16 protein-coding genes are annotated in these 18,979 nt (G+C 69.8%); 7 read left to right on the top strand and 9 right to left on the bottom strand.

The genetic code is table 11. The features are described from left to right. Window positions 1-262 precede the first annotated feature (262 nt). Together D7X99_RS22290 and D7X99_RS22285 are read right to left on the bottom strand one after the other, a co-directional pair. Entirely contained in the window at window positions 263-1,276 is a 1,014-nt protein-coding gene (locus D7X99_RS22290; protein WP_121779530.1) for a hypothetical protein, read from the bottom strand. 153 nt (window positions 1,277-1,429) lie between these two features. After that, on the bottom strand, window positions 1,430-3,658 hold the full coding sequence (locus D7X99_RS22285; RefSeq protein WP_121779529.1) for a tryptophan synthase alpha chain: 2,229 nt from the start codon (window positions 3,656-3,658) through the stop codon (window positions 1,430-1,432). 274 nt (window positions 3,659-3,932) lie between these two features. Between D7X99_RS22285 and D7X99_RS22280 the strand changes: the two genes are divergently transcribed. Beyond that, a complete protein-coding gene (locus tag D7X99_RS22280; RefSeq protein ID WP_121779528.1) occupies window positions 3,933-6,200 on the top strand; it encodes an ATP-binding protein in 2,268 nt (755 codons plus the stop codon). Between the two features lie 6 nt (window positions 6,201-6,206). Here D7X99_RS22280 and D7X99_RS22275 read toward each other — a convergent pair whose 3' ends face one another. Further along, a complete protein-coding gene (locus tag D7X99_RS22275) occupies window positions 6,207-7,106 on the bottom strand; it encodes an MBL fold metallo-hydrolase (RefSeq protein ID WP_121779527.1) in 900 nt (299 codons plus the stop codon). Between the two features lie 170 nt (window positions 7,107-7,276). Then, a complete protein-coding gene (locus D7X99_RS43830; RefSeq protein WP_233613619.1) occupies window positions 7,277-7,711 on the bottom strand; it encodes a cupin domain-containing protein in 435 nt (144 codons plus the stop codon). Between the two features lie 302 nt (window positions 7,712-8,013). Between D7X99_RS43830 and D7X99_RS22265 the strand changes: the two genes are divergently transcribed. After that, entirely contained in the window at window positions 8,014-8,313 is a 300-nt protein-coding gene (locus tag D7X99_RS22265) for a hypothetical protein (RefSeq protein WP_121779526.1), read from the top strand. Between the two features lie 42 nt (window positions 8,314-8,355). Next, complete coding sequence (locus D7X99_RS22260; RefSeq protein ID WP_147476216.1) at window positions 8,356-8,916, top strand: hypothetical protein; 561 nt, start codon at window positions 8,356-8,358, stop codon at window positions 8,914-8,916. A 10-nt stretch (window positions 8,917-8,926) separates the two neighbouring features. Here the strand turns inward: D7X99_RS22260 and D7X99_RS22255 are convergent, their stop codons facing one another. Both D7X99_RS22255 and D7X99_RS22250 read right to left on the bottom strand, forming a co-directional pair. Further along, window positions 8,927-10,459: an ATP-binding protein gene (locus tag D7X99_RS22255; protein WP_121779524.1), complete on the bottom strand. Its 1,533-nt coding sequence runs from the start codon at window positions 10,457-10,459 to the stop codon at window positions 8,927-8,929. A gap of 147 nt (window positions 10,460-10,606) precedes the next feature. Next, entirely contained in the window at window positions 10,607-11,089 is a 483-nt protein-coding gene (locus D7X99_RS22250; protein ID WP_121779523.1) for a hypothetical protein, read from the bottom strand. 157 nt (window positions 11,090-11,246) lie between these two features. On the opposite strand from D7X99_RS22250, the gene D7X99_RS22245 reads away from it, so the two are divergent. Continuing rightward, window positions 11,247-12,320, top strand: a complete 1,074-nt coding sequence (locus tag D7X99_RS22245) for a hypothetical protein (protein ID WP_121779522.1) — start codon at window positions 11,247-11,249, stop codon at window positions 12,318-12,320. 76 nt (window positions 12,321-12,396) lie between these two features. On the opposite strand, the gene D7X99_RS22240 is transcribed toward D7X99_RS22245, so the two are convergent. Beyond that, window positions 12,397-13,848, bottom strand: coding sequence for a metallophosphoesterase (locus D7X99_RS22240; RefSeq protein ID WP_121779521.1), 1,452 nt, complete (start codon window positions 13,846-13,848; stop codon window positions 12,397-12,399). Between the two features lie 127 nt (window positions 13,849-13,975). Between D7X99_RS22240 and D7X99_RS22235 the strand changes: the two genes are divergently transcribed. After that, window positions 13,976-15,241, top strand: coding sequence for a Tox-REase-5 domain-containing protein (locus tag D7X99_RS22235; protein ID WP_233613618.1), 1,266 nt, complete (start codon window positions 13,976-13,978; stop codon window positions 15,239-15,241). A gap of 76 nt (window positions 15,242-15,317) precedes the next feature. Beyond that, on the top strand, window positions 15,318-16,040 hold the full coding sequence (locus tag D7X99_RS22230; protein ID WP_121779520.1) for an immunity 52 family protein: 723 nt from the start codon (window positions 15,318-15,320) through the stop codon (window positions 16,038-16,040). A 4-nt stretch (window positions 16,041-16,044) separates the two neighbouring features. On the opposite strand, the gene D7X99_RS22225 is transcribed toward D7X99_RS22230, so the two are convergent. Beyond that, entirely contained in the window at window positions 16,045-16,941 is an 897-nt protein-coding gene (locus D7X99_RS22225) for a TIGR02266 family protein (RefSeq protein WP_233613617.1), read from the bottom strand. 112 nt (window positions 16,942-17,053) lie between these two features. After that, window positions 17,054-18,412 carry an RtcB family protein gene (locus tag D7X99_RS22220; RefSeq protein ID WP_120575829.1) on the bottom strand — a complete coding sequence of 453 codons (1,359 nt, stop codon included), beginning with the start codon at window positions 18,410-18,412 and terminating at the stop codon, window positions 17,054-17,056. Between the two features lie 235 nt (window positions 18,413-18,647). On the opposite strand from D7X99_RS22220, the gene D7X99_RS22215 reads away from it, so the two are divergent. Further along, on the top strand, window positions 18,648-18,929 hold the full coding sequence (locus D7X99_RS22215; protein ID WP_121779518.1) for a hypothetical protein: 282 nt from the start codon (window positions 18,648-18,650) through the stop codon (window positions 18,927-18,929). The last annotated feature ends 50 nt before the right edge of the window (window positions 18,930-18,979 follow it).

The following is an 18,979-nucleotide window of genomic DNA, read 5'->3' as shown; positions in this document are numbered from 1 at the left end:
TGAGCGTCTCGTGGGTTCGGAGATGTGTATAAGCGACGGGTGGAAGACGGGCCGGGCGCCTTGGCGGCGGGTGCGGCGGACGGCTTCGCGGGAGGGTTCTTCTTCGTGGCCACCGGAGGGCCTCCTGGCAGGTAGCGACCGTGGTCCCAGAGGGGATTGAAACGTGCGCGTCTCACACGGCCACGGTGCCTACCAGAAAAGGCCCCCCCGGGGACATCCCCGGGCGTTCACCACCCGGGGGCCCTTCAGTCACTTCAACGGCTTACCCGAACAGGCCGCCGACGAAGCTGGAGACGGCGGAGACGGCGGCGCCCACCTGGCTGACCACCGGGATGTTGGTGGCGGCGGCGATGGAGCCCACGGCGGTGATGACGCCCGTGACCTTCGCGGTGGTGCTGGCGTTCGGGTCGCGCAGGGTGGAGACCGCGTTCGCCGTGTCGAAGGCGGCGATGGCGATGTTCGCGCCCGGGGCGAAGCGGCCGGCGGCCTTGGCCAGGGTGCCCGTGGCGGCCTTGGCGGCGGCGGTCGCACCGGCCTTGGCGGCGGCCTTGCCACCCTCGGCCAGCGCGGCCTTGGCGGCGGCGCGGGTCGCGGTGCCCGTGGCGGCCTTCAGGGCCACGCCGCTCTCGCTGACGGCGGTCTTCAGGGCGGAGCGCACGCCGCTCTTGATGGCGGAGGAAGCGCCACCCTCGAAGGCGGCCTTGGCGGCGGCACCGGCGGCGGCGCGGGCCAGCTTGGGGCCGGCACCCGGGACCGCGGCCTTGAAGGCGCCGCTGGCGGCCTTGTACGCGCTGCCGAACTTGTTCACGTCACGGGCAATCTCCAGGCCACCCTTGACGGTGCTGACCGCGGTCTTGCCGGCGGTGGCGACGGAGCCCAGCGCCTTGTTCCAGTCCTCGCTGCTGCCGGAGCGCACGGCGTTGCGCACGTCGGAGATGGCCGTGCCGGCCTGGCCCACCAGCTTCGTGGCGTTGGTGATGGTGCCGAAGGCCTTGCCCGCGATGCCCAGCTTGCCCTTGAGGTCGAGCTTGGTCTTCGGGTCCATGGCCTTGGACACCATCTTGTCGACGTTGCCCTTCAACGTCGCCTTGAAGCCGTCCGTCTTCAGGCTCTTGACGTTGTCGAAGCCGTCCTTCACGGCCGTCTTCACCTTCGTGAAGGTGTCGTAGCCCTTCTTCGCCTGCGTCCCGATGTCCTTCGCCGCCTTGAGGGGGTCCTGCTGCACCTGGCGGATGGTGTTGGAGACGGCACTGCGGGCGCGGTCGATGAGGCTCATGTGGGGCTCCCTCGTCGGAGTTCGAGGAATGATTTGGAAGGGTTGCTGACGACTTACCGGGATTATCGCGGCAGCCGTCGATCAGTTGCGTAGCACCTCACATGTAGTGAGAAGGTGGGTGTGGGACGCTGGTTGTGGCACGACGCGTCAACGTCAGCGGCAGTCGGGGTCCGCGTCGTCGGCCCGGCCATCCGCGTCGTTGTCCGCGCCGTCGTGGCAGTGGCCGGCCTCGGACGGTGCCCATTCCGTGACGTGGAGGGTGTAGCGGATGGGGGTGTCCCGGTCCGGCCGGGCCATGCCGTCCACCACCACCAGCACGGACTGCCCCTGGGCCAGGGTGAGCTTCAGCGACGGGGCTTCCTTGGTGGTGGGATGTGGGTGCGCGGCGCAGCCCAGCTCCGTGCCCCGGCAGCCGGTGAGGAGGTACAGGGCGTGGCCGCCCGCGTCCGGGTCGTTGCCGGGTGAGGTGTCGAAGACGAAGGTGCCGGCCCTGGGCGCCGTCCACAGGTGGGCGCGGTCCTGTTGGAGCAGCGCGCCGCAGGTGCCCTGGAAGCCGTCGCCGGAGAGGGCCGTCTCTCCCTGGAAGGTGACGGGCAGGGCGCTGCCCAGGTCGTGGTGGGCGCAGCCCTGGCCCTTGCAGCGGGGCTCGTCGCGGCACTCGGTGTCCGCGCAGTCCACCCAGCGGTCCCCGTCGTTGTCCATGCCGTCGAAGCAGGCGCCGGCCTCGGTGGCGCGCAGCTCGTCGATGTGGAGCTCGAAGGCGCCCTGCGTGAAGGACCCGCCGGCCACGGCGTCTACTGTCACCAGGACCCGCTGGCCCTGCGTCAGCGTCACCGCCACCCGGGCCCCGCCGCCGTAGCTGATGCCGCCCGTGGCGCACGCCAGCTCCTCGCCGCCGCAGCCGTCCGCGTACACGGCGATGACGGACCGTATCGCCGAGCGGGCCGTGTCGAAGGTGAAGGTGCCCGCCCGGGGCGCCGTCCACAGGTAGCCCCGGTCCGGAGCGCCCGCGCCTCCGCACGAGGCGTCGTGGTCGTCCCGGGCCTCCACGGTGGAGCCCTTCAGCGACACCGGCAGCGCGCTGCCCAGGTCCCGGTCCACGCACACGGGCTCCGGAGGCGCGCAGACGTGGGGCACACCCGTGCCGCCGCAGGTCTCCGGCGCCGCGCACCCACCGCAGTCGAGCGTGCCGCCGCAGCCATCCGCCACCGCGCCGCACGTCGCACCCAGGAAGCCGCAGGTGGCGGGCCGGCATCCTGGGACGGCGCAGACGTTGGCGATGCCGCCAGCGCCGCAGGTGCGTCCCTCGCCGCACGCGCCGCAATCGACCGTCCCGCCGCAGCCGTCCGCGACCTGTCCGCAGTCCTTGCCCAGGACTTCGCAGGTGGACGGCGTGCACGCGGCCTTGCCGCAGACGTTGGGCACGCCCGCGCCGCCGCAGGTCTCGGACGCGAGGCACCCTCCGCACTCCAGCACCGCGCCGCAGCCGTCGGACACGCGGCCGCAGTTCGCGCCCAGGGCCGCGCAGGTCGTGGGCACGCAGGTGCCGGCGCCGCAGACGTTGGCCTCACCCGCGCCGCCGCAGGTCGCGTCGGCCGCGCAGGCGCCGCACTCCAGGACGTCGCCGCAGCCGTCCAGCACCTCGCCGCAGCTCTTCCCCAGCGCGGCGCAGGTGGCCGCCTGGCACAGCGGGGCCGCGCAGACGTTGGCCACGCCGCCCGCGCCGCAGGTGAGTCCTTCGCCGCACGCGCCGCACTCCAGGACGCCGCCGCACCCGTTGGAGACGGCGCCGCAGTTCTTGCCCAGCGCCTCGCAGGTGGTGGGGACGCACGGAGCGTGGCCGCACACGTTCGCGGTGCCGCCTCCGCCGCACGTCTCGTCCGGCCCGCACGCGCCACAATCGAGCACCCCGCCGCAGCCGTCCGCGACCTGGCCGCAGTTCTTGCCCGAAGCCTCGCAGGTGGTGGGGACACAGGCCGGAGGCCCGCAGGCGTTGGGCACGCCGGCGCCTCCGCAGACCTCCGGGGTCGCGCACGCGCCGCAGTCGAGCACGCCACCGCAGCCGTCCGAGAGCGGCCCGCAGGTGGCGCCCCGCGCCTCGCAGCTGCTGGGGACGCAGGGCTGGGGGCCGCAGACGTTGGGCACGTCGCCCCCGCCGCAGGCCTGGTCTTCCGCGCACTCGCCGCAGTGGAGCGTGCCGCCGCACCCGTTGATGGCGTAGCCGCAGTTCAGCCCCTGGGACTCACACGTCATGGGCGCGCAGAGGGACGGGGGCCGCCAGGCCATCCTGGCGGAGACCGTGTCCTCCGGCAGCGTCCGGCCGCACGCCACCCACAGCCCCAGGAGCCACACCCAGCCCAGCCATCCGCCCGTCCGCCCCATGCCCCGTTCCCGCCGCCCGTGAAGGCCCCATCCGCCATGGGCCCTGGGGACAAGGGTGGGGAGCGGCCGGGCCCTCGCGAAGCGGCGGCAAGCCCCGGTGCGCCTTGGGCGGTCGGAAAGGCGTCACTGTCCCACCCCGCCGGCCGGGAAGGCGCGCACTGGTGGACACCTGCCGGGCCAGGGAGGGGGGTGGGCGCGAGGGAGGCAGGGCCCCACCGTGAGTGGACGCGGGGGGCGCGAATGGACACGTGCGTCCGGCGGGGAAGGGACACCCATGGCAGGTCCCAGGCGCGCGCGACAGGAGGACGGGTGGGGGCTCGGGGCGAGCCTCGTGGTGGCGCTCGTCCTGCTGGCCATGGCGGTGGGCGCGCTCCTGCTGACGCGCGCCTCCGTGCAGTCGCGGGTGATGGAGCGCTCCCTGGACCTGCAGGAGGTGGGGCAGCTGGGGCGGGCCTTCAGTGACAAGGTATCCCTGGCCAACAGCGCGCTGCTGGCGGGCGGACAGTCGATCGCCCAGGACACGGCGCGGGCCCGGCAGCGCTTCCTGGACACCGCGCAGCGGCTGTCCGCGCGGCTGGGCTCCAACCAGGACCTGGAGCTGGTGGAGGAGGTGCGCTCCGCCGAACAGGTGCACGACGCCGCCCTGCGCGCCCTGCTGGATGCCTCCACCCCCCAGGACCAGAAGCTGGCGCGCGAGCGGCTCGCCCGGGCCCATGGGCGGGTGCGCGAGGCCCAGGCCCAGTTGGAGCGCAAGGTGCAGGAGCGGCTGGCCGTGGAGAACCGGTCGGCCTTGCTGACGGACCGGTGGGAGACGGCGCTGCTGCTCCTGGCGTCCCTGCTGGGGCTGGGACTGGCGTCGGCGCTGGCGTGGGTGCTCCACCGCCGGCTGCACCCGCTCAAGCGCGAGGCGGCGGCCAGCGCGCACCGCTTCCAGGCGCTGGTGGAGGGCGTGCGCGACTACGCCCTGGTGCTGCTGGACGCGCGTGGGCGGGTGGCCAGCTGGAACCCGGGCGCCGAGCGCATCAAGGGCTGGAGCGAGGCGGAGATCCAGGGCCGACCCACCTCCGTCTTCTATCCGTCCGAGGAGGCAGCGGCGGGCAAGCCGGAGCGGGACCTGTCCCGGGCCCTCCAGGAGGGGCGGCTGCGCACGGAGGGCTGGCGGCAGCGCAAGGACGGCTCGCGCTTCTGGGCGGAGGTGTCCATCACCGCGCTGCGCGACGAGGACGGCGAGCCCCAGGGCTTCTCCGTGGTGACGCGCGACATCACCGAGCAGCGGCGCCAGGAGCGGGTGCAGGAGTTGCTGGCGGAGGCCGGCCGCGTCTTCCACCAGTCCCTGGACCCCGACCTGACGGCGGCGGAGGTGGCGCGGCTGCTGGTGCCGGAGGTGGCGGACGGCTGCATCCTCTACCTGCTCACGCCCGCGGGCGAGCTGCGGCCCCGGGCGGTGACGCACGTGCAGCCCGAGCGCGAGACGAGCCTGTGGGAGGCCCTGCGGCGGTTTCCCCCCCGCGCGGGCATGCCGCCGCCCGTCTGGGAGGCGATGCGCACCGGGCGCTCGCGGCTGGACGTGGAGGTGGAGATATCCGACGTGAAGGCCGCCTCGGAGACCGACGAGCACCGGCTGCTCATCGAGCGCCTCGCCATCGGTTCGTCCATGGTGGTGCCCCTGCGCGCGGGCAGCGAGACGCTGGGCGCCTTCGTGCTGATGACGGCCCGGGGCCACCGCCGCTTCACGCAGGCGGACCAGGTACTGGTGGAGGAGCTGGCCGGCCGCGCGGCGCTGGCCCTGGAGAACACGCGGCTTTTGCGTGAGGCGCGCGAGGCGGTGGACCTCATCGCCGTCACCGCGCACGACCTGGGCAATCCCTTGCAAGCGCTGCAATTGCTGCTCAGCAAGGTGCAGCGCTCGCAGGCGGCAGGCCGTGACGAGGACGTGCGGCAGGGATTGGTGGTGGCGCGCGGTCAGGCGCAGCGGCTGGGCCAGCTGCTCCACAACCTGCTGGACCTGTCGAGGTTGTCCTCGGGCAAGCGGCTGCTGGACGCGGCGCCCATGGACCTGGGGGAGCTGGCGCGCGAGGTGGTGGAGCGCTTCGCGGAGGCCGCCGTGGAGGCGGGCTGCGACCTGCGGCTGGAGGTGGAGGAGGGGCAGGTGGGGCAGTGGGACCGCATCCGCCTGGACCGGGTGGTGACCAACCTCTTGTCCAACGCGCTGAAGTTCGGCCGGGGCCACCCGGTGACGGTGACGGTGTCGGCGCTGGACGCGGACCACTCCCGGCTGCGGGTGCGCGACGAGGGCGTGGGCATCGCGCCGGAGGCCCAGCGCCGCGTCTTCGAGCGCTTCGAGCGGGAGCGCGCCGCGCGGACGAAGGCCGGCTACGGGCTGGGGCTCTACATCGCCCGCCAGCTGGTGGAGGCGCACGGCGGCGTCATCCGCCTGGAGAGCGTGCCGGGGCGGGGCGCCACCTTCACGGTGGACCTGCCGCGGGTGCCCCGGCTGATGGAGGAGATGTCGGTGGCGGAGTCGCCTCCACTCCAGCAGTGACGCCCGCTAGAGGTGCAGCGAGGGCACGGGGGCGACGAGGCCGGGCTGGATGGGGAAGTCCGCGGGCAGCTTCTCGCGCTCCTCCAGCCGCTCGAACTCCAGCGAGTCGTGCGCGCAGAACACCATCACCTGTTCGCCATGGCGCTGCACCAGCTCGCGCAGCCGGCGCAGGTTGTACCAGCGCATCCACCCGTCCTTCTGCATCAGCTTCTGGTAGGCGCGCAGGCCGGCGGTGCACCGGTAGCGGTCCAGGTCCATCTCGCCGTGGTAGAAATACGCGTCGCCCGCGTGCAGCAGCCACCCTTCCCCGGTGTCGATGGCCACGCCCGCGTGCCCCAGCGTGTGGCCCACGAGCGGCACCAGCAGGATCTCCGGCGGCAGTCCGGTGAGCTCGCGCACGCAGTCGAAGCCGAACCAGCCTTCACCCCGCTTGGGGACGTAGGTCTCCCAGCGCGTCTCCTTGGACCACTGCATCGGGCGGAAGCGCGCGCGGTCCAGCCAGGTCTTCTGCGCGGTGGCCACGCGGTACTCGTCCGCCAGCACGTGCACGCGCGCGTGGGGGAAGTCATCCAGGCCGCCCGCGTGGTCGAAGTCCAGGTGCGTGAGGACGATGTCGCGCACGTCGCTGGCCTGGAAACCCATGCGTTCCAGTTGGCGGATGGCGGTGGACTCCTCCGCCAGGGCGGGGCGGCAGAGCACGTCCCGGAACAGGCCGTTGAGCCGCACGCGGGGTGCGTACACGTCATTGAGGCCGTAGCCGGTGTCCACCAGCACCAGACCGCGCGGTGTCTCCAACGCCAGACAGTGGCAGGTGAGCACCGCCGGGCCGGTGAAGCCGCGCCGCCCATCCATGAGACGCCGGCCGGGCGGGCACATCGTGGTGCAGTTCAGATGGTGGATGCGCATGGCGGCTCCGCTCCTCGTGAAAGGCGGCGGCCGTCCGGCGGCGGGTGAACCGACGCGGGACGCCCCCTTCCGTTCGTTCAGGGCAAAAGTGCGCCGTGGGCTCCGTGGGAGGAATCACCGCGCCCGGGCAGGACAAGGGCTCGCCCGCCCGGGGGGCGTCAGGACGCCGTTCAGGGAGCGGGAGAATGCCCGGCCGCTTCCCCTTCGAGCGGTGGAGCTGACATCAGCACCAGCGCCTCCGCGTCGGCGACCGGACGGTGCTCGACGCCGCGAGGGACGATGAGCAGCTCGCCTTCCTCCAACTCCACGGTGCGCTCGCGCAACTCCACCCGCAGGGTTCCCCGGGTGACGAAGAACAGGGCGTCGCCAGTGGCGTGACGGCACCAGGGGCCGGTGCCCGTCAGTCGCACCAGGTGCACGGGCTGGCCGTGGAGCATGCCCACGGGCCGGGCGATGCCAGGCGCCGGCAGGTCGGTGGAGGCGTGGGCCAGGTTCACCTTCTCCACGAGGGGAAGGGACGCGGAGGCAGGCGGGGCACGGCGGCGAGAATCCCAGCGAGGGGGACGGCCACCGGCGAGGGGTGGGGTCCGGAGAATCGTGCTCATGCGACAGGGACTCCTTCAGGGGGGACGCAGTCCCACCCCCTCATGGGTTGTCTTTCTTTCTGCCAGAAACAGGGCCTGTGTTTCACCCCCTGCCACGGGGGCCGGTCCGGTATCCGACGGATGGTGCCGGTAAGATAGGGATTGCTCCGCCGGCATGCCGGACCCAGGTGTCCACTGCCGGAGATTTCACCGTGCGGTGACGAACGGGCGGCCCCGGGGGGCGACAGGGTCCGGAGCCGCTGCCCCCTAGCGTCCCTGGCGCCGCGCGTCCCCACGCGGGGCTTCCGGGGGACGCTTTCCATATGCGCCACATCGCTCCGGTCCGTGCGGCACGGGCCCTGTCGCCGTTCGTGCTCCTCGTGGCGGCCATGGCCCACGCGGACGGGCCGCCCACGCGCGAGGAATACTTCCGCTACGTGCCGCTTTCGTATCCGCGCATCGTGAGACAGACGGAGGCGAGTGTCGCCCTGTCGCTCTACGGCGACCCGAGCGACCCGGCCTACCGGGACGAAGCTCCGCGCGACGGCGTGGATGACACGCGCCACTTGGTCCTCCAATCCCTGGCGGTCCGCTTCGCGCCGTTCATGGTGAAGAACACCTAGATTGGCGGCAAGCTCAACGATCCGGACCTGGTCCGGCCGGTGGTGAGCCACGCGGTGTCGGTGATGCTCAAGGTGAGCTTCTACCTGGGGGACAAGTTCACGTCGGAGAACACGCTGTTCCATTCGCGCAGCACGCTGGGGTTGGACGTGCCGCTATCGGATGGGATGTCTGTCTTCCAGCTGCGGACGAAGCTCGACATGTGGGAGTACGCGGGGAGCCTCCGCTACAATTTCCTGCGTGGCGGCTTCCAGCCCTACGCGAAGGTGGGCTACGGGCTGACGTGGTACCGGTTGGAGGACGGCAGCATCAACGGGCAGGGGATGGCGAACCCGAACTCGTATTGGGTGCGCCGGCCGGGATTCATCCGCAACCTGTGGCCCAACACGCTGCACCTGGGAGCGGGGGTGGACGTCATCCTGGTGAAGGACTTCATTCCAGGGCTGCACGGCGTGGATGGAGGCCTGCGCGCGGGCTACATCCTGTCGCGCCACGAATTGGGCGTGAAGGACCTGACCGGCGACAACGGGCTGCAGGGCATCGTCGTGGAGCCGGTGCACGTGTATCGCAACACCTTCGAGCTGCTGGGCACGCTGAGCTTCTGACGGCCATGGTTCAGCCCCTGTGCGTGGTCCGGTAGGCCTGAGCGGGATGCTTGGGGTTATCGGGGTGGGTCCGTTCGAGGAGACCCTCTTCGACCATGGCCTTGAGGTGCCGCTCCGTCAGCTTGTCCGGGTTGTAATGCAGCTCATTGGCAAGCTCCGCAGGGAGCCAGGGCCGAAGCGAGGTAAGCGCCATGATGGCCTCGCGCAGGGCTGCCTTTCTGGGTCGGGGACCTGGTTTTTCGATGATTTCACGCGCCTTCGCGTCGATTTCCTTTCGGACAGCGACCTCCCCCAATCCGTCCGGAGCACCCCCCAATCCGTCGGCGACTCCCCCCCGATCGGGCGCGAGCACCCCCCAATCCGCGGCCAGGGTCTGTCCCACATTCACCCGCAGCGTGACGACCACGGCGCCCGTGACCTCGGCGAATTCCGGGGCGGAGAGTCCGGCGGCGCGGCACATCTCGGCGACGCGGTTCGTGCCCCGGCCCCATTTCTCGATGAGGCCGGCACGGTAGAAGACCTCCGCGATGATGGGATTGCGCTGCACCGACAGATGCGGACGTGTGAGCGATTCAGGCGTGATGCCTATCGGATATCGCCCCGCGCTCCATATCTCCACGCGGTCGTCGAAGATGGCGAGCGATACCGCGCCACCCGCGATGCTGTAGTCCCGGTGGATGAAGGCGTTGACCAGGAGTTCGCGCATTGCATCTGGAGGGATGAGCGGACGGTCGACACGCTGTAGGCGGCCCGATTCGATGCGGCCAGCCAACGGGAAATGCCGCTGGCAGAACAGCTCGGCTTCCTCGAGCAGCCGGAAGGCCGGTCCGCGCACGTTGCGTTGGTCGAGGAACTCAGTCTTGTCGGTGCCTCGAAACCGGGCCATCCGCAGCTCGCACTGGGGATGATGGGGAAGGAACGTCTTGCCAAAGAGCACGACCGCCGCGCGCAGGAGCCTGCCCTTGTGACGTACGCCAAGGCGGTCGAGCAGCTCGGGCAGACCCCGTCCCACCGGTCCCACGAGCCGCCCGGCGGAGCGAGCCGCTTCGACGATGCGCATCACCTCCTGGCGGTCGAGCTCCTGGAGCGGAACCTCGTCAGCCTCCTGGTTCTCCCAGCGACGTCGGCTGTGCGCACTTTCCAGCAACAGCAGTTCATAGCGTTCCTGCGCCATCTTGCGGGTCGTGTTGCCCACCCGCTCATAGGCGCGGCCGTCGAAGGTGTACGGCACGGAATCGCTGATGCCGCCCAAGGTGAGCACGAGGACGCTCCGCCCTGAAGCGACCTCCACGCTCTGGATGTGGAGGTCGAGCGGGGGCTCGAAGCGCTCCCGAGCGGTCGCGATGTCATGCAGGGTCTGTTCGCTCACCTGCTGGCCGATGAGCTCTCCGCCAGGCTTCACGCCCAGCAGCACCTGGCCTCCCTGTCCATTCGCGAAGGCGCAGAGCGTGTGCATCGCCTCACGCAATTCACCGGTCGAGCGCTTCAGTTCGAGTGTGACGGATTCTCCCCTGGCGGCGAGGTGGGCGAGGTCTGGAATCATGGCGGGCCCGTCTCCGCATCATCCGGGCCCGCCATATTCGACGCTGTTCCCTCCGGGCCGACGCCTCACTCGCGCGTGCGGCATACGGACCGGGACCCTGCGTTCACGCGCGGAGACGGTGTGTCACCGTGTGCCGGCGTCCGGCAACTACAGGCAGTCCACCAGGCCGTCGTAGATCGTCGTGCTGGTGCCGGGCAGCGTGGCGTAGAGGGGCGAGGTCCCGGAGAGCGCCGTCAGCAGCGAGGCCATGGTGGTGCCGCTGGCCAGCGGGCTCTGGCAGGTCCAGGTCTGCGTCTGCACGGAGAATCCACCCGTGGATGGGTTGAGCTCCTCGTTGCTCGCGGCGAACACCCAGACGCACTGGCCAATGACACCCGTCCCACTGTTGACGGAACACTGGAAGCGCAGGGACTGGATGTTGCTGTAGTCGCCCTCGCAGAACGTGTCTCCACAGATGTCGTCGAAGTTCTCCTTCAGGTTCGAGCGCAGCTCCAGCCACGACAGATACTCCGGCTGGGACGACAGGTACGACGTGGCGTCGACATAGCTGGACCGCGTCTGCGCCACGCCCAGCGGAGCGGACAGGGTCAATCCCAGCGTCGACAGCGCCAGCCACGAACGGAGGTTCATCACGGAGCACCTTCCTGGAAATGACCGCCCCACGGACGGAACGGTCACCCGCAAGGCGGCTCGGGTTTGACATGAAATTCAAGCAAACCTTCGTTCACAAAGATTTCTCGGTGATGTCTGATGAGCGCCTTCCCCTCAAGGAAAGGCCGGTTCCCCCATGCGGTCATCGCTGCGCCGTCTTCCCTCTGTCCTGAAGTTCACGGCCGTCACCACGGCGTTGATGTGGCTCTCCGCCTGCGGTGAGGGCGTGCTGGAAGAAGAGGAGCTGTTCGCGCAGGGCCGGCAGGCGCTGTTGAACGGCGTGGGTTCGTCCGCGGCGCGGGCGGCGCTGACGAAGCGGTGGGCGCCCATCCACTACCAGGACGTGGATGTCACGGGCTCGCATTCGCTGAGTGGCAAGTCCGACTTCATCACCCGCGTGGACTTCGACGGGGACTGGAGCGGGACGAACAACTGGGACAACACCGGCTCGCGAGCGCTCACCGCGCACGCCTACCAGTCCGTGGTGGAGACCTCCACGCACTGGTACCTGCTCTACACGTTCTTCCACCCGCGCGACTGGTCCGACTCCATCTTCGACACCGAGCACGAGAACGACGGCGAGGGCGTGCTGCTCATCGTGAAGCGCGACGGCAGTGAGTACGGCTCGCTCGTGGGCGCGGTGACGGTGGCGCACAAGGACTTCTACTCGTTCGTGCCGTCCGGCAGTCCGCTCGGGTCGGGGTCGGAGTCCATCGACGGCACGCTGTCCATGGCCTCCTTCGAGGGCGAGCTCCACCCCATCACCGCGCAGGAGGCCAAGGGCCACGGCCTCAAGGCCTGGCCGTACTACGACATCGTCGGAGACGGCGTGAAGTACTACCCGTCGCTCACGCTGGCGGAGCAGCCGTCGTCCGCCACGGACTCGGACGTGCGCTACAAACTGCTCGACATCTTCAGCCCCACCGACGGCTTCTGGACGCGCCGCGACCTGACCACGCTCTTCTCCTCCGACGGCACGTTCCGGGGCGACACCAGCGGCGGCTGCGGGCTGGTGGCGGGCAACTGCGGCACCAACTCCGCGAACGCGCCCTGGGGCTGGGACGACCAGAACGACGGCCCCATCCTGCGCGGTGAAATCGCCAAGGACCCCGCGAAGCTGGCCGCGTACTACTTCAGCCCGTCGTCGCAGTTCTCCACGACGTACACGTTCAATCCCTTCCAGAACATCGGCAATCCCAACCAGCCCTGACCCAGGAAGCGTCCGATGACGGAGCCCGCTTCCTCTGTGGGGAAGCGGGCTCACGTGTTTCATCGGGGGCGTCCGTTCAGCGCACCCAGTTCACGTTGCTGTACGACTTCGCGCCGTCCGCCCGCTCCGTGTTCGTCAGCGGCGCGTAGACGCGCGTGTTGATGGTGTTGGCGGCGGTGTCCACCTCCACGAGCCGCGTCGGATTGGTGGTTCCGTCGTGGAACGTGTTGAGCATCTGGTAGACGGTGTTTCCGTTCACGCCGGTGTCGGTGCGGTAGGCGGCGTTGCCCACGTGGCCGGAGAAGACGAAGCGCACGTTGGCGTACTGCTTGATGAGGTTGTCGAACACGTACTGGGGGCTGTTGTTGCCGTAGCCACCGTTCGACTGCTCGATGCCGCCGCTGCCGTTCAGGTGCGAGTGGGTGATGATGATGACGTTGTGCTGGGGGAACTGGGCCAGCACGGTCTTCGCCCAGTTCACGGCGTTCGTGCGGGCCCACAGCTCCAGGTTCAACACCAGCCAGTTCAGGCCGCCCGCGTTGAACGTGTGGTAGGCGTTGTCGCACTTGCCGGACTCGAACACGCCGCCCAGGGCCTTGAAGCGGGACAGCGGGAAGTAGGTGTTGAAGGTGGCGGTGTTGCGCAGGTTGGCGTTGACGTTGCCGGGGCACGCGCTGCCGCCCTGGCACACGGCCGCCGTGTCGTGGTTGCCCAGGGCGATGGCGTAGGGAATCTGGGCGGTGTCGAGCACCTGGTAGGAATCACTGGCGCGCTGGTAGTGGAGGTGGTCGGGCGTGTCCCAGTCCATCAGGTCGCCGGTGTGCAGCACGAAGCGGATGTCCTGGGCCGTCTTGTTGTCGGCGATCCACTGCATGCGCTGGGTGAGCCGGGTGGGGGCGTAGACGGTCTCCTGCTGCGTGTCGGGGATGACGACGAAGGTGAACTTCGTGTCCACCGTGGTGGACGCGGCGTAGAACTGGATGCCTTCGTTGGCCCAGCCCGCGGCGGTGAGCGCGTCGCGCTCCGCCTGGGTGACGGCGTGGCGGTGTTTCTTCAGGCCCGGGTTGTCGAAGCGGTAGACGGGCACGAGGCACGCGTCCGCCGTCTTGGACGCATAGAAACCCACGCCCTCGTCGGTGGTGAATCCGGAGGCGATGAGGTTCGAGCGCTCGGTGGCGTCGATGGTGACGATGTGTTCACCCCGGCTGGGGCTGTAGAGCCGGTAGACGGGAGACAGTCCGGTGCCGGAGGACTTCGCGGCCTTGAAGGGCGTGCCCCGGTCGTCGGTGTAGCCGTAGGTGGTGGCCGCGTTGGCGGCCTCGTTCGCATTGAGGGTGAGGAGGCTGTCGCCCGAGGACGGACGCACCCGGTGATACACGGGGCCGCTGAACGCGGCGCAGTCCAGCGCCGCCGTGGTGCTGCCCAGGTCCTGCGCGGGCAGTTGCTGGGATTCAGGTGCCTCGCCAGGGCCGCAGGCGGACAGCACGCCGGTCAGGGCCAGGACCGCGAGGAGGGAAGAAGGCTTCAAGATGTGCTCCCAGTGAAGTCAAGATGTTCAAGTTAAAAATGAATTGCTGGGATGCGCATAGCATTGGTGGAGGGGCCGGAGAAGGCGCCTGTCGAGGAGTGTCGCGAGTGCCACAGGGGCAGGACCGATGAGTGCGCGCAAGGCCGGGGTGTGGGGGCTGTTGTTCGTACTGCTCACGGGCTGCGGCAGCGGGCCCACGGTGCGGTTGCGCACGGAGCAGGGGACGCGGACCTACGCCCCGGAGACGTGGGACCGGCGGGTGCCGGTCAGCGCTCGGGAGTTCGAGGAGGCGCTGGCGCGGCTGGTGCTGGAGGTGCCGCTGACGGTTCGGTCACCGAGGGTGGTGCGCACGGTCGCGAAGAAGGGAGCGCAGCTGGACCTGGGGTTCGGGTTCATGCTGCGGGACGGGTACGGACGGTGGTGCCGGGCGCATGAGGCTCCGGGGGATTGTTTGTCCTTGCTGGAGGATGGCGCGGGGTTCGGTGAGTTGGACCGGCTGACGCTCGCGGTGGGCATGTCGCTGGACCCTTTGCATGCGAGCATTGGCGCGGCGCTTCAGGACACGCTGAATCCCGAGTTCTTCGTGTCCGTGGTTTCGGGAGCGATTGCGTCCTGGGTGGTGTTGGCCGCGGCGCCGGAGCCCGTGTTCACGAAGGCCGCGGCGGTGATTGCCGCTGTGTTCCTGGCGTACGTGGGCGTGCAGTCGTTCCTCACGGTGGTCCGGGCCTGCGGTGCGCTGAAGGCGGCGACGGACCGGGCGCGGACGTTCCAGGAGCTGGAGGAGGCGGCGGAGGCCTTCGCGCGGGCATTGGGGCCGGAGGTGGCGCGCGTCTTCGTGCTCGCGGTGACGATGCTGGTGAGTCACGGAGTGACGATGGGGCTGTCGTCCGCGCTCGAGTGGATGCCGCGCTTCCCGGACGCGGTGCGGCTGGGATCGACACAGGCGGGCTTCAACCCGGCGCGCGTGCTGGACGTGAGCGCGGTGGCGGTGGTGGACGGCGTGGTGGAGGTGACGCTCGCGTCCACGGCGGTGGCCATGGCCGCCATGGGCCCTCCGCCTTCGAGTAGCAGCGCAGGTGGCCCGGGCAAGTGGGTGCACGTGAACGAGGCGATGTCCGACCGCGCCCGCGACTATCAGGCCCAGGTGACGGGAGCACCGAAGGGCTCCGCGTACCGGCTCAAGGTAGGAGACGAAGAGGTCGACTTCGACGGCTACGACCTGGTCGACGATTCGCTGCTGGAGGCCAAGGGCCAGGGCTACGCGAAGTTCATCAAGGACGACATGTCACTGAAGGAGTTCTACAAGGGCTTTGGAAAGGTACTTGCTCAGGCGATTCGTAGGGAAGACGCATTCGCTGGATTGTCGCGGAGGATCGCTTTGCCGCCCTTCTGAAAAAGGTCTTCGCCCGAGAGGGGCGCAAGATAGAGGTCGTCGTCATCGCGCCCTTTGAATGAGGAGTCGTGGAACCATGTCCGAGACGTATTACGCAGGCTGCTATTGGCTGGCGCGTTCAGAGCCGGTCGAAACCTGTGCTCAGCGTCTTGCATCCTTCGTCCAGCGACTGGGTCCGTTGGAGCCGACGTGGAACCGCTGGCATCTAGCGGCAGCCAACTTCGAGAAAGCCCGGAAGCGTCAGATCCAGCCGGACGCGTCAACGTTCGCGAAGCTCATGAAGAGCAAGGCCCATCGGTTCATGGACAGCTCCAGCTTCTGGCTCTGGGCGGGTGAGAACGAAGAGGAAACCTCGGGCACGCACGGCAACTGCGGGAGCGCTTCCATTCATTCAAACTCCGTCTGTGTCGTCACCACCGGCAGCCGGGGCCGTGTCGCGGAGCGCCTGCTGACCGCGTCGATCCTCACCGGAGTCATGCGCGCCATGGCCCTCGCGTGGGAACCCGAGGTCGGCATCGCGACTTCCGATGCGCATCGGGAACAGATTACGGCCGGTCGGTTTCCCGAGCCCGGCACCTTCGTCGGCTGGGTCATGTACTTCGCCGACTTCCGCGGCTCCGTGCCCCCACTGCCCACGCCCGTCCAGGTGGAGCACATCCCGGACCGGGGCACGCTCATCACCCTCACTCAGGAGAAGTTCACCGTCTCCAATCCGGCCCACGTCGCCCTGGCCGCGGACGTCCAGGCGCGCCTCCAGGACGCGGGGCTGCTCACGCCCCTGCGCCCCTGGGGCACCTGAGCCCTCAGTCCGGATAGAACATCGGGTCGCGCGTCGCCACGAACGACGAGATGGCGTGCGCCACCTCCGACGGCAGCGTGGTGAACTGCACGCCCACGCCGGGCATCAAGTCTGGCGTGCGGTCGTTGCCGTCGCGCGCCCAACGCACCACGCCGTTCACCGTCAGCGGCCGGCCCCCCGGCAGCGTGAAGTCCAGCTCCACCGGCGTTCCGCGAGGCACCGCCTCCACCGTGGCGATGAAGATGCCGCCCTCGCTGATGTCCATCGAGAAGCCGGTGAAGAAGTTGGAATCACTGCGCGTGTCGATGGTCGTGTGCATCCGCACCCGGCCCGCCTTGCGCCCGTCGCTCTTCGCCGGAGTGACGGCCACGGGCGCGCGCGCCGGGAGCCGCTCCGCGCGCGTCGGCGCCTCCGTGGACGGCTTCTCCTGGGACGGACGCAGGGCCGGGGGCGGGACGACCTTCTGGGTCTCCGCCTCCGCCGCGCGGCGGGCCTTCGCCTCGGCCTCCGCGCGCGCCCTGGCGGCGTCCTCCACGCGCTTCAGGTCGGACTCGGCGGACGTCAGCGCCTTGTCCACCCGGGCGGCGTCCTCCTGCTGCACGCGCAGCGCGGACTGGAGGTCCAGCCCGGCCTGCCGGCGCGTGTCCAGCGCGGCCTCGCGCGCGTCCAGGGCCTTCTCTCGCAGCCGCGCGAGCTCCGGGGACGGCTCGGGGGACTCGGTGTCCTCCAGGCGCATGGCCCACTGGGACAGGCGCGAGTCTCCGGCATGCTCCGGCCGGGCCAGGGCCTGGCGCATGCGGGCGAGCCGGTCGGCCAACGCGGCGGCATCCGCGCTGGCGCGGGCTACCTGTTCGGCGAGCTGCGCTTCCAGCCGGGCCATGTCGGCTTCGGCGCGCGCCAAATCAGCTTCCCGGGAAGGGGTGGGGGACGGGGGCATGGGTGGGGCTCCAGGCGGAGGCCCAGTCTACCGCCGCCCGGCCTCCCCCACGAGTCCCTCTTCTCGGGATATCCCGTCAGTCCGCGCCCTTGATGCAGGCCACCGGCTTGAGGCGGTGGGCCACCCGGGCGAGTCCTGCCTGCTCCACCGTCTCCAGCACGTCGTCCAGGTTCTTGTAGCAGGGCCCGGACTCGTCCAGCGGCGTGGTGCGGGTGTTGAGCAGGATGCCGGCCTCCGCCATGCGCCGGTCCGTCTCCTCCTGCTGGAGCTGCCGGCGCGCGGCGGAGCGTGACAGCCGCCGGCCGGAGCCGTGGTTCACCGAGTAGATGGACTTCTCAGCCCCCGGCTCCGCGAAGAGGATGGCGCTGCCCGTCTCCATGGACCCGGGGATGAGGATGGGGTGCCCGGTGGCCTCCCACGTCGTCCCCTTGAGGGCCGGATGGCCCGCGGGGAAGGCCCGCGTGGCGCCCTTGCGTGCGACGAACCTACCGCCCTCGCGCTGGATGAGGTTGTGGCTGATCTCGTAGTAGATGTTCGCGGTGCCGCCGAACACGTCCTCGAGCGCCCCGCACACGGCCTCTCCGATGAGCAACCGGTTGGCCACGGCGAAGTTGGCCGCCATGTTGTGCAGGTTCCAGTAGCTGCGGCCCAGGGCGCTGTCCGCGTCCAGCCAGACAAAGTCCTCGCTGCGGCTCTTGAGGCCCAACTGCGCGGCGCCCGCCACGAAGAAGTGCTTCGCGATGTTCCAGCCGAAGCCCCGGCTGCCGGTGTGGAGCATCACCCAGACGCGGCCCGTTTCATCCACCTGCATCTCGGTGAAGTGATTGCCGCCGCCCAGGCTGCCCAACTGCCCGCGCTTGTCATAGGCGCGCTCGGGGATGGACACGCCGGTGTCCTCCACGGGGATGAAGTCGCGCTCGGTGACGGAGCGGCTTCGGCCCAGGGCCTTGGCGCCGTGGCGCAGGACTTCCTTGAGGGTGGGTTCGCTGAGCTTGCGCTGTTTGCGCGCCCGGGTGGCGCCCACGCCCACGGCGATGCGGTCGGTCACCTCGTCGATCCACTGGCGGCGCTTCGCGGGGTCGGCGACGTCCTCCACGGTGAGGGACGTCTGCAACTGCACCATGCCGCAGCCGATGTCGTAGCCGGCGGCGGTGGGCAGCAGGACGCCGTCCGTCTCCACGATGGTGCCAATGGGGACGCCGTAGCCCACGTGACAGTCGGGCGTGACGGCGACGCGGGTGACGCCGGGGAAGGTGGCGGCGTTGACGACCTGATCGAAGACGGCGTCTTCCAGCGGGGGGGCTTCCGGGTTGCCTTCCTCCCCCCAGAGGAGCTTGTCGGAGAGGAACAGGTCCGCGTGCACGCGCATGGTCTTGGTGCGCGGCAGGACGTAGTGGCCCTCGGAGACCTTTTCCAGGTGTTGCTTCCAGCTCATGGTGAATCCCCCAGGTGGGTGAACCCGCGGCAGGGACGAAGCCCTCCATCATCCCTGACGGTGCCGGTTTCCGGACACACGATTGGCTGCCTGCCTGGCGTTCGCCGAGGGGAAATCCCCTGGGGTGGACGGAGGGAACGGCCTGGAGTGCACGGAGCGGCATTCAGACAAGCCCGGGGGTTGCGGCGGAGGATCGGCATTCCCATTTCTCCAGCGTGCATCAAGGGGGTGGGCGATGGGGTTTTTGACGGGGATGGTGCTGGCGGTGGCGTTGCAGGCGGGGCCGGTGGAGATGACCGCGGCTCCGGTGTTCAATCCGTCGCTGTGCGCCAAGAAGCGCGTGGATCCATGCGGGTGCCATCACGTGTACGGCATCCGGCACTGCCACCAGAACCGGAAGAGCAACCACTGCGAGGCGCAGGTCCGCGCCTATCAGCCGGACGTGGAGCAGGAGACCGCGGAGGCCACGAATCCCCTCCAGAGCCTCATCGACCCGGCGAAGTCCGTGTCCATGTAGGACGGTTCCTGAACGGGGTGGAGCCTCCGGGCGTCCTTCCCTGAAGAGGG

This window comes from Corallococcus sp. AB032C, from assembly GCF_003668935.1.
Taxonomy (GTDB): domain Bacteria; phylum Myxococcota; class Myxococcia; order Myxococcales; family Myxococcaceae; genus Corallococcus; species Corallococcus exiguus.
This window is presented reverse-complemented; position numbering and strand designations above follow the sequence as displayed.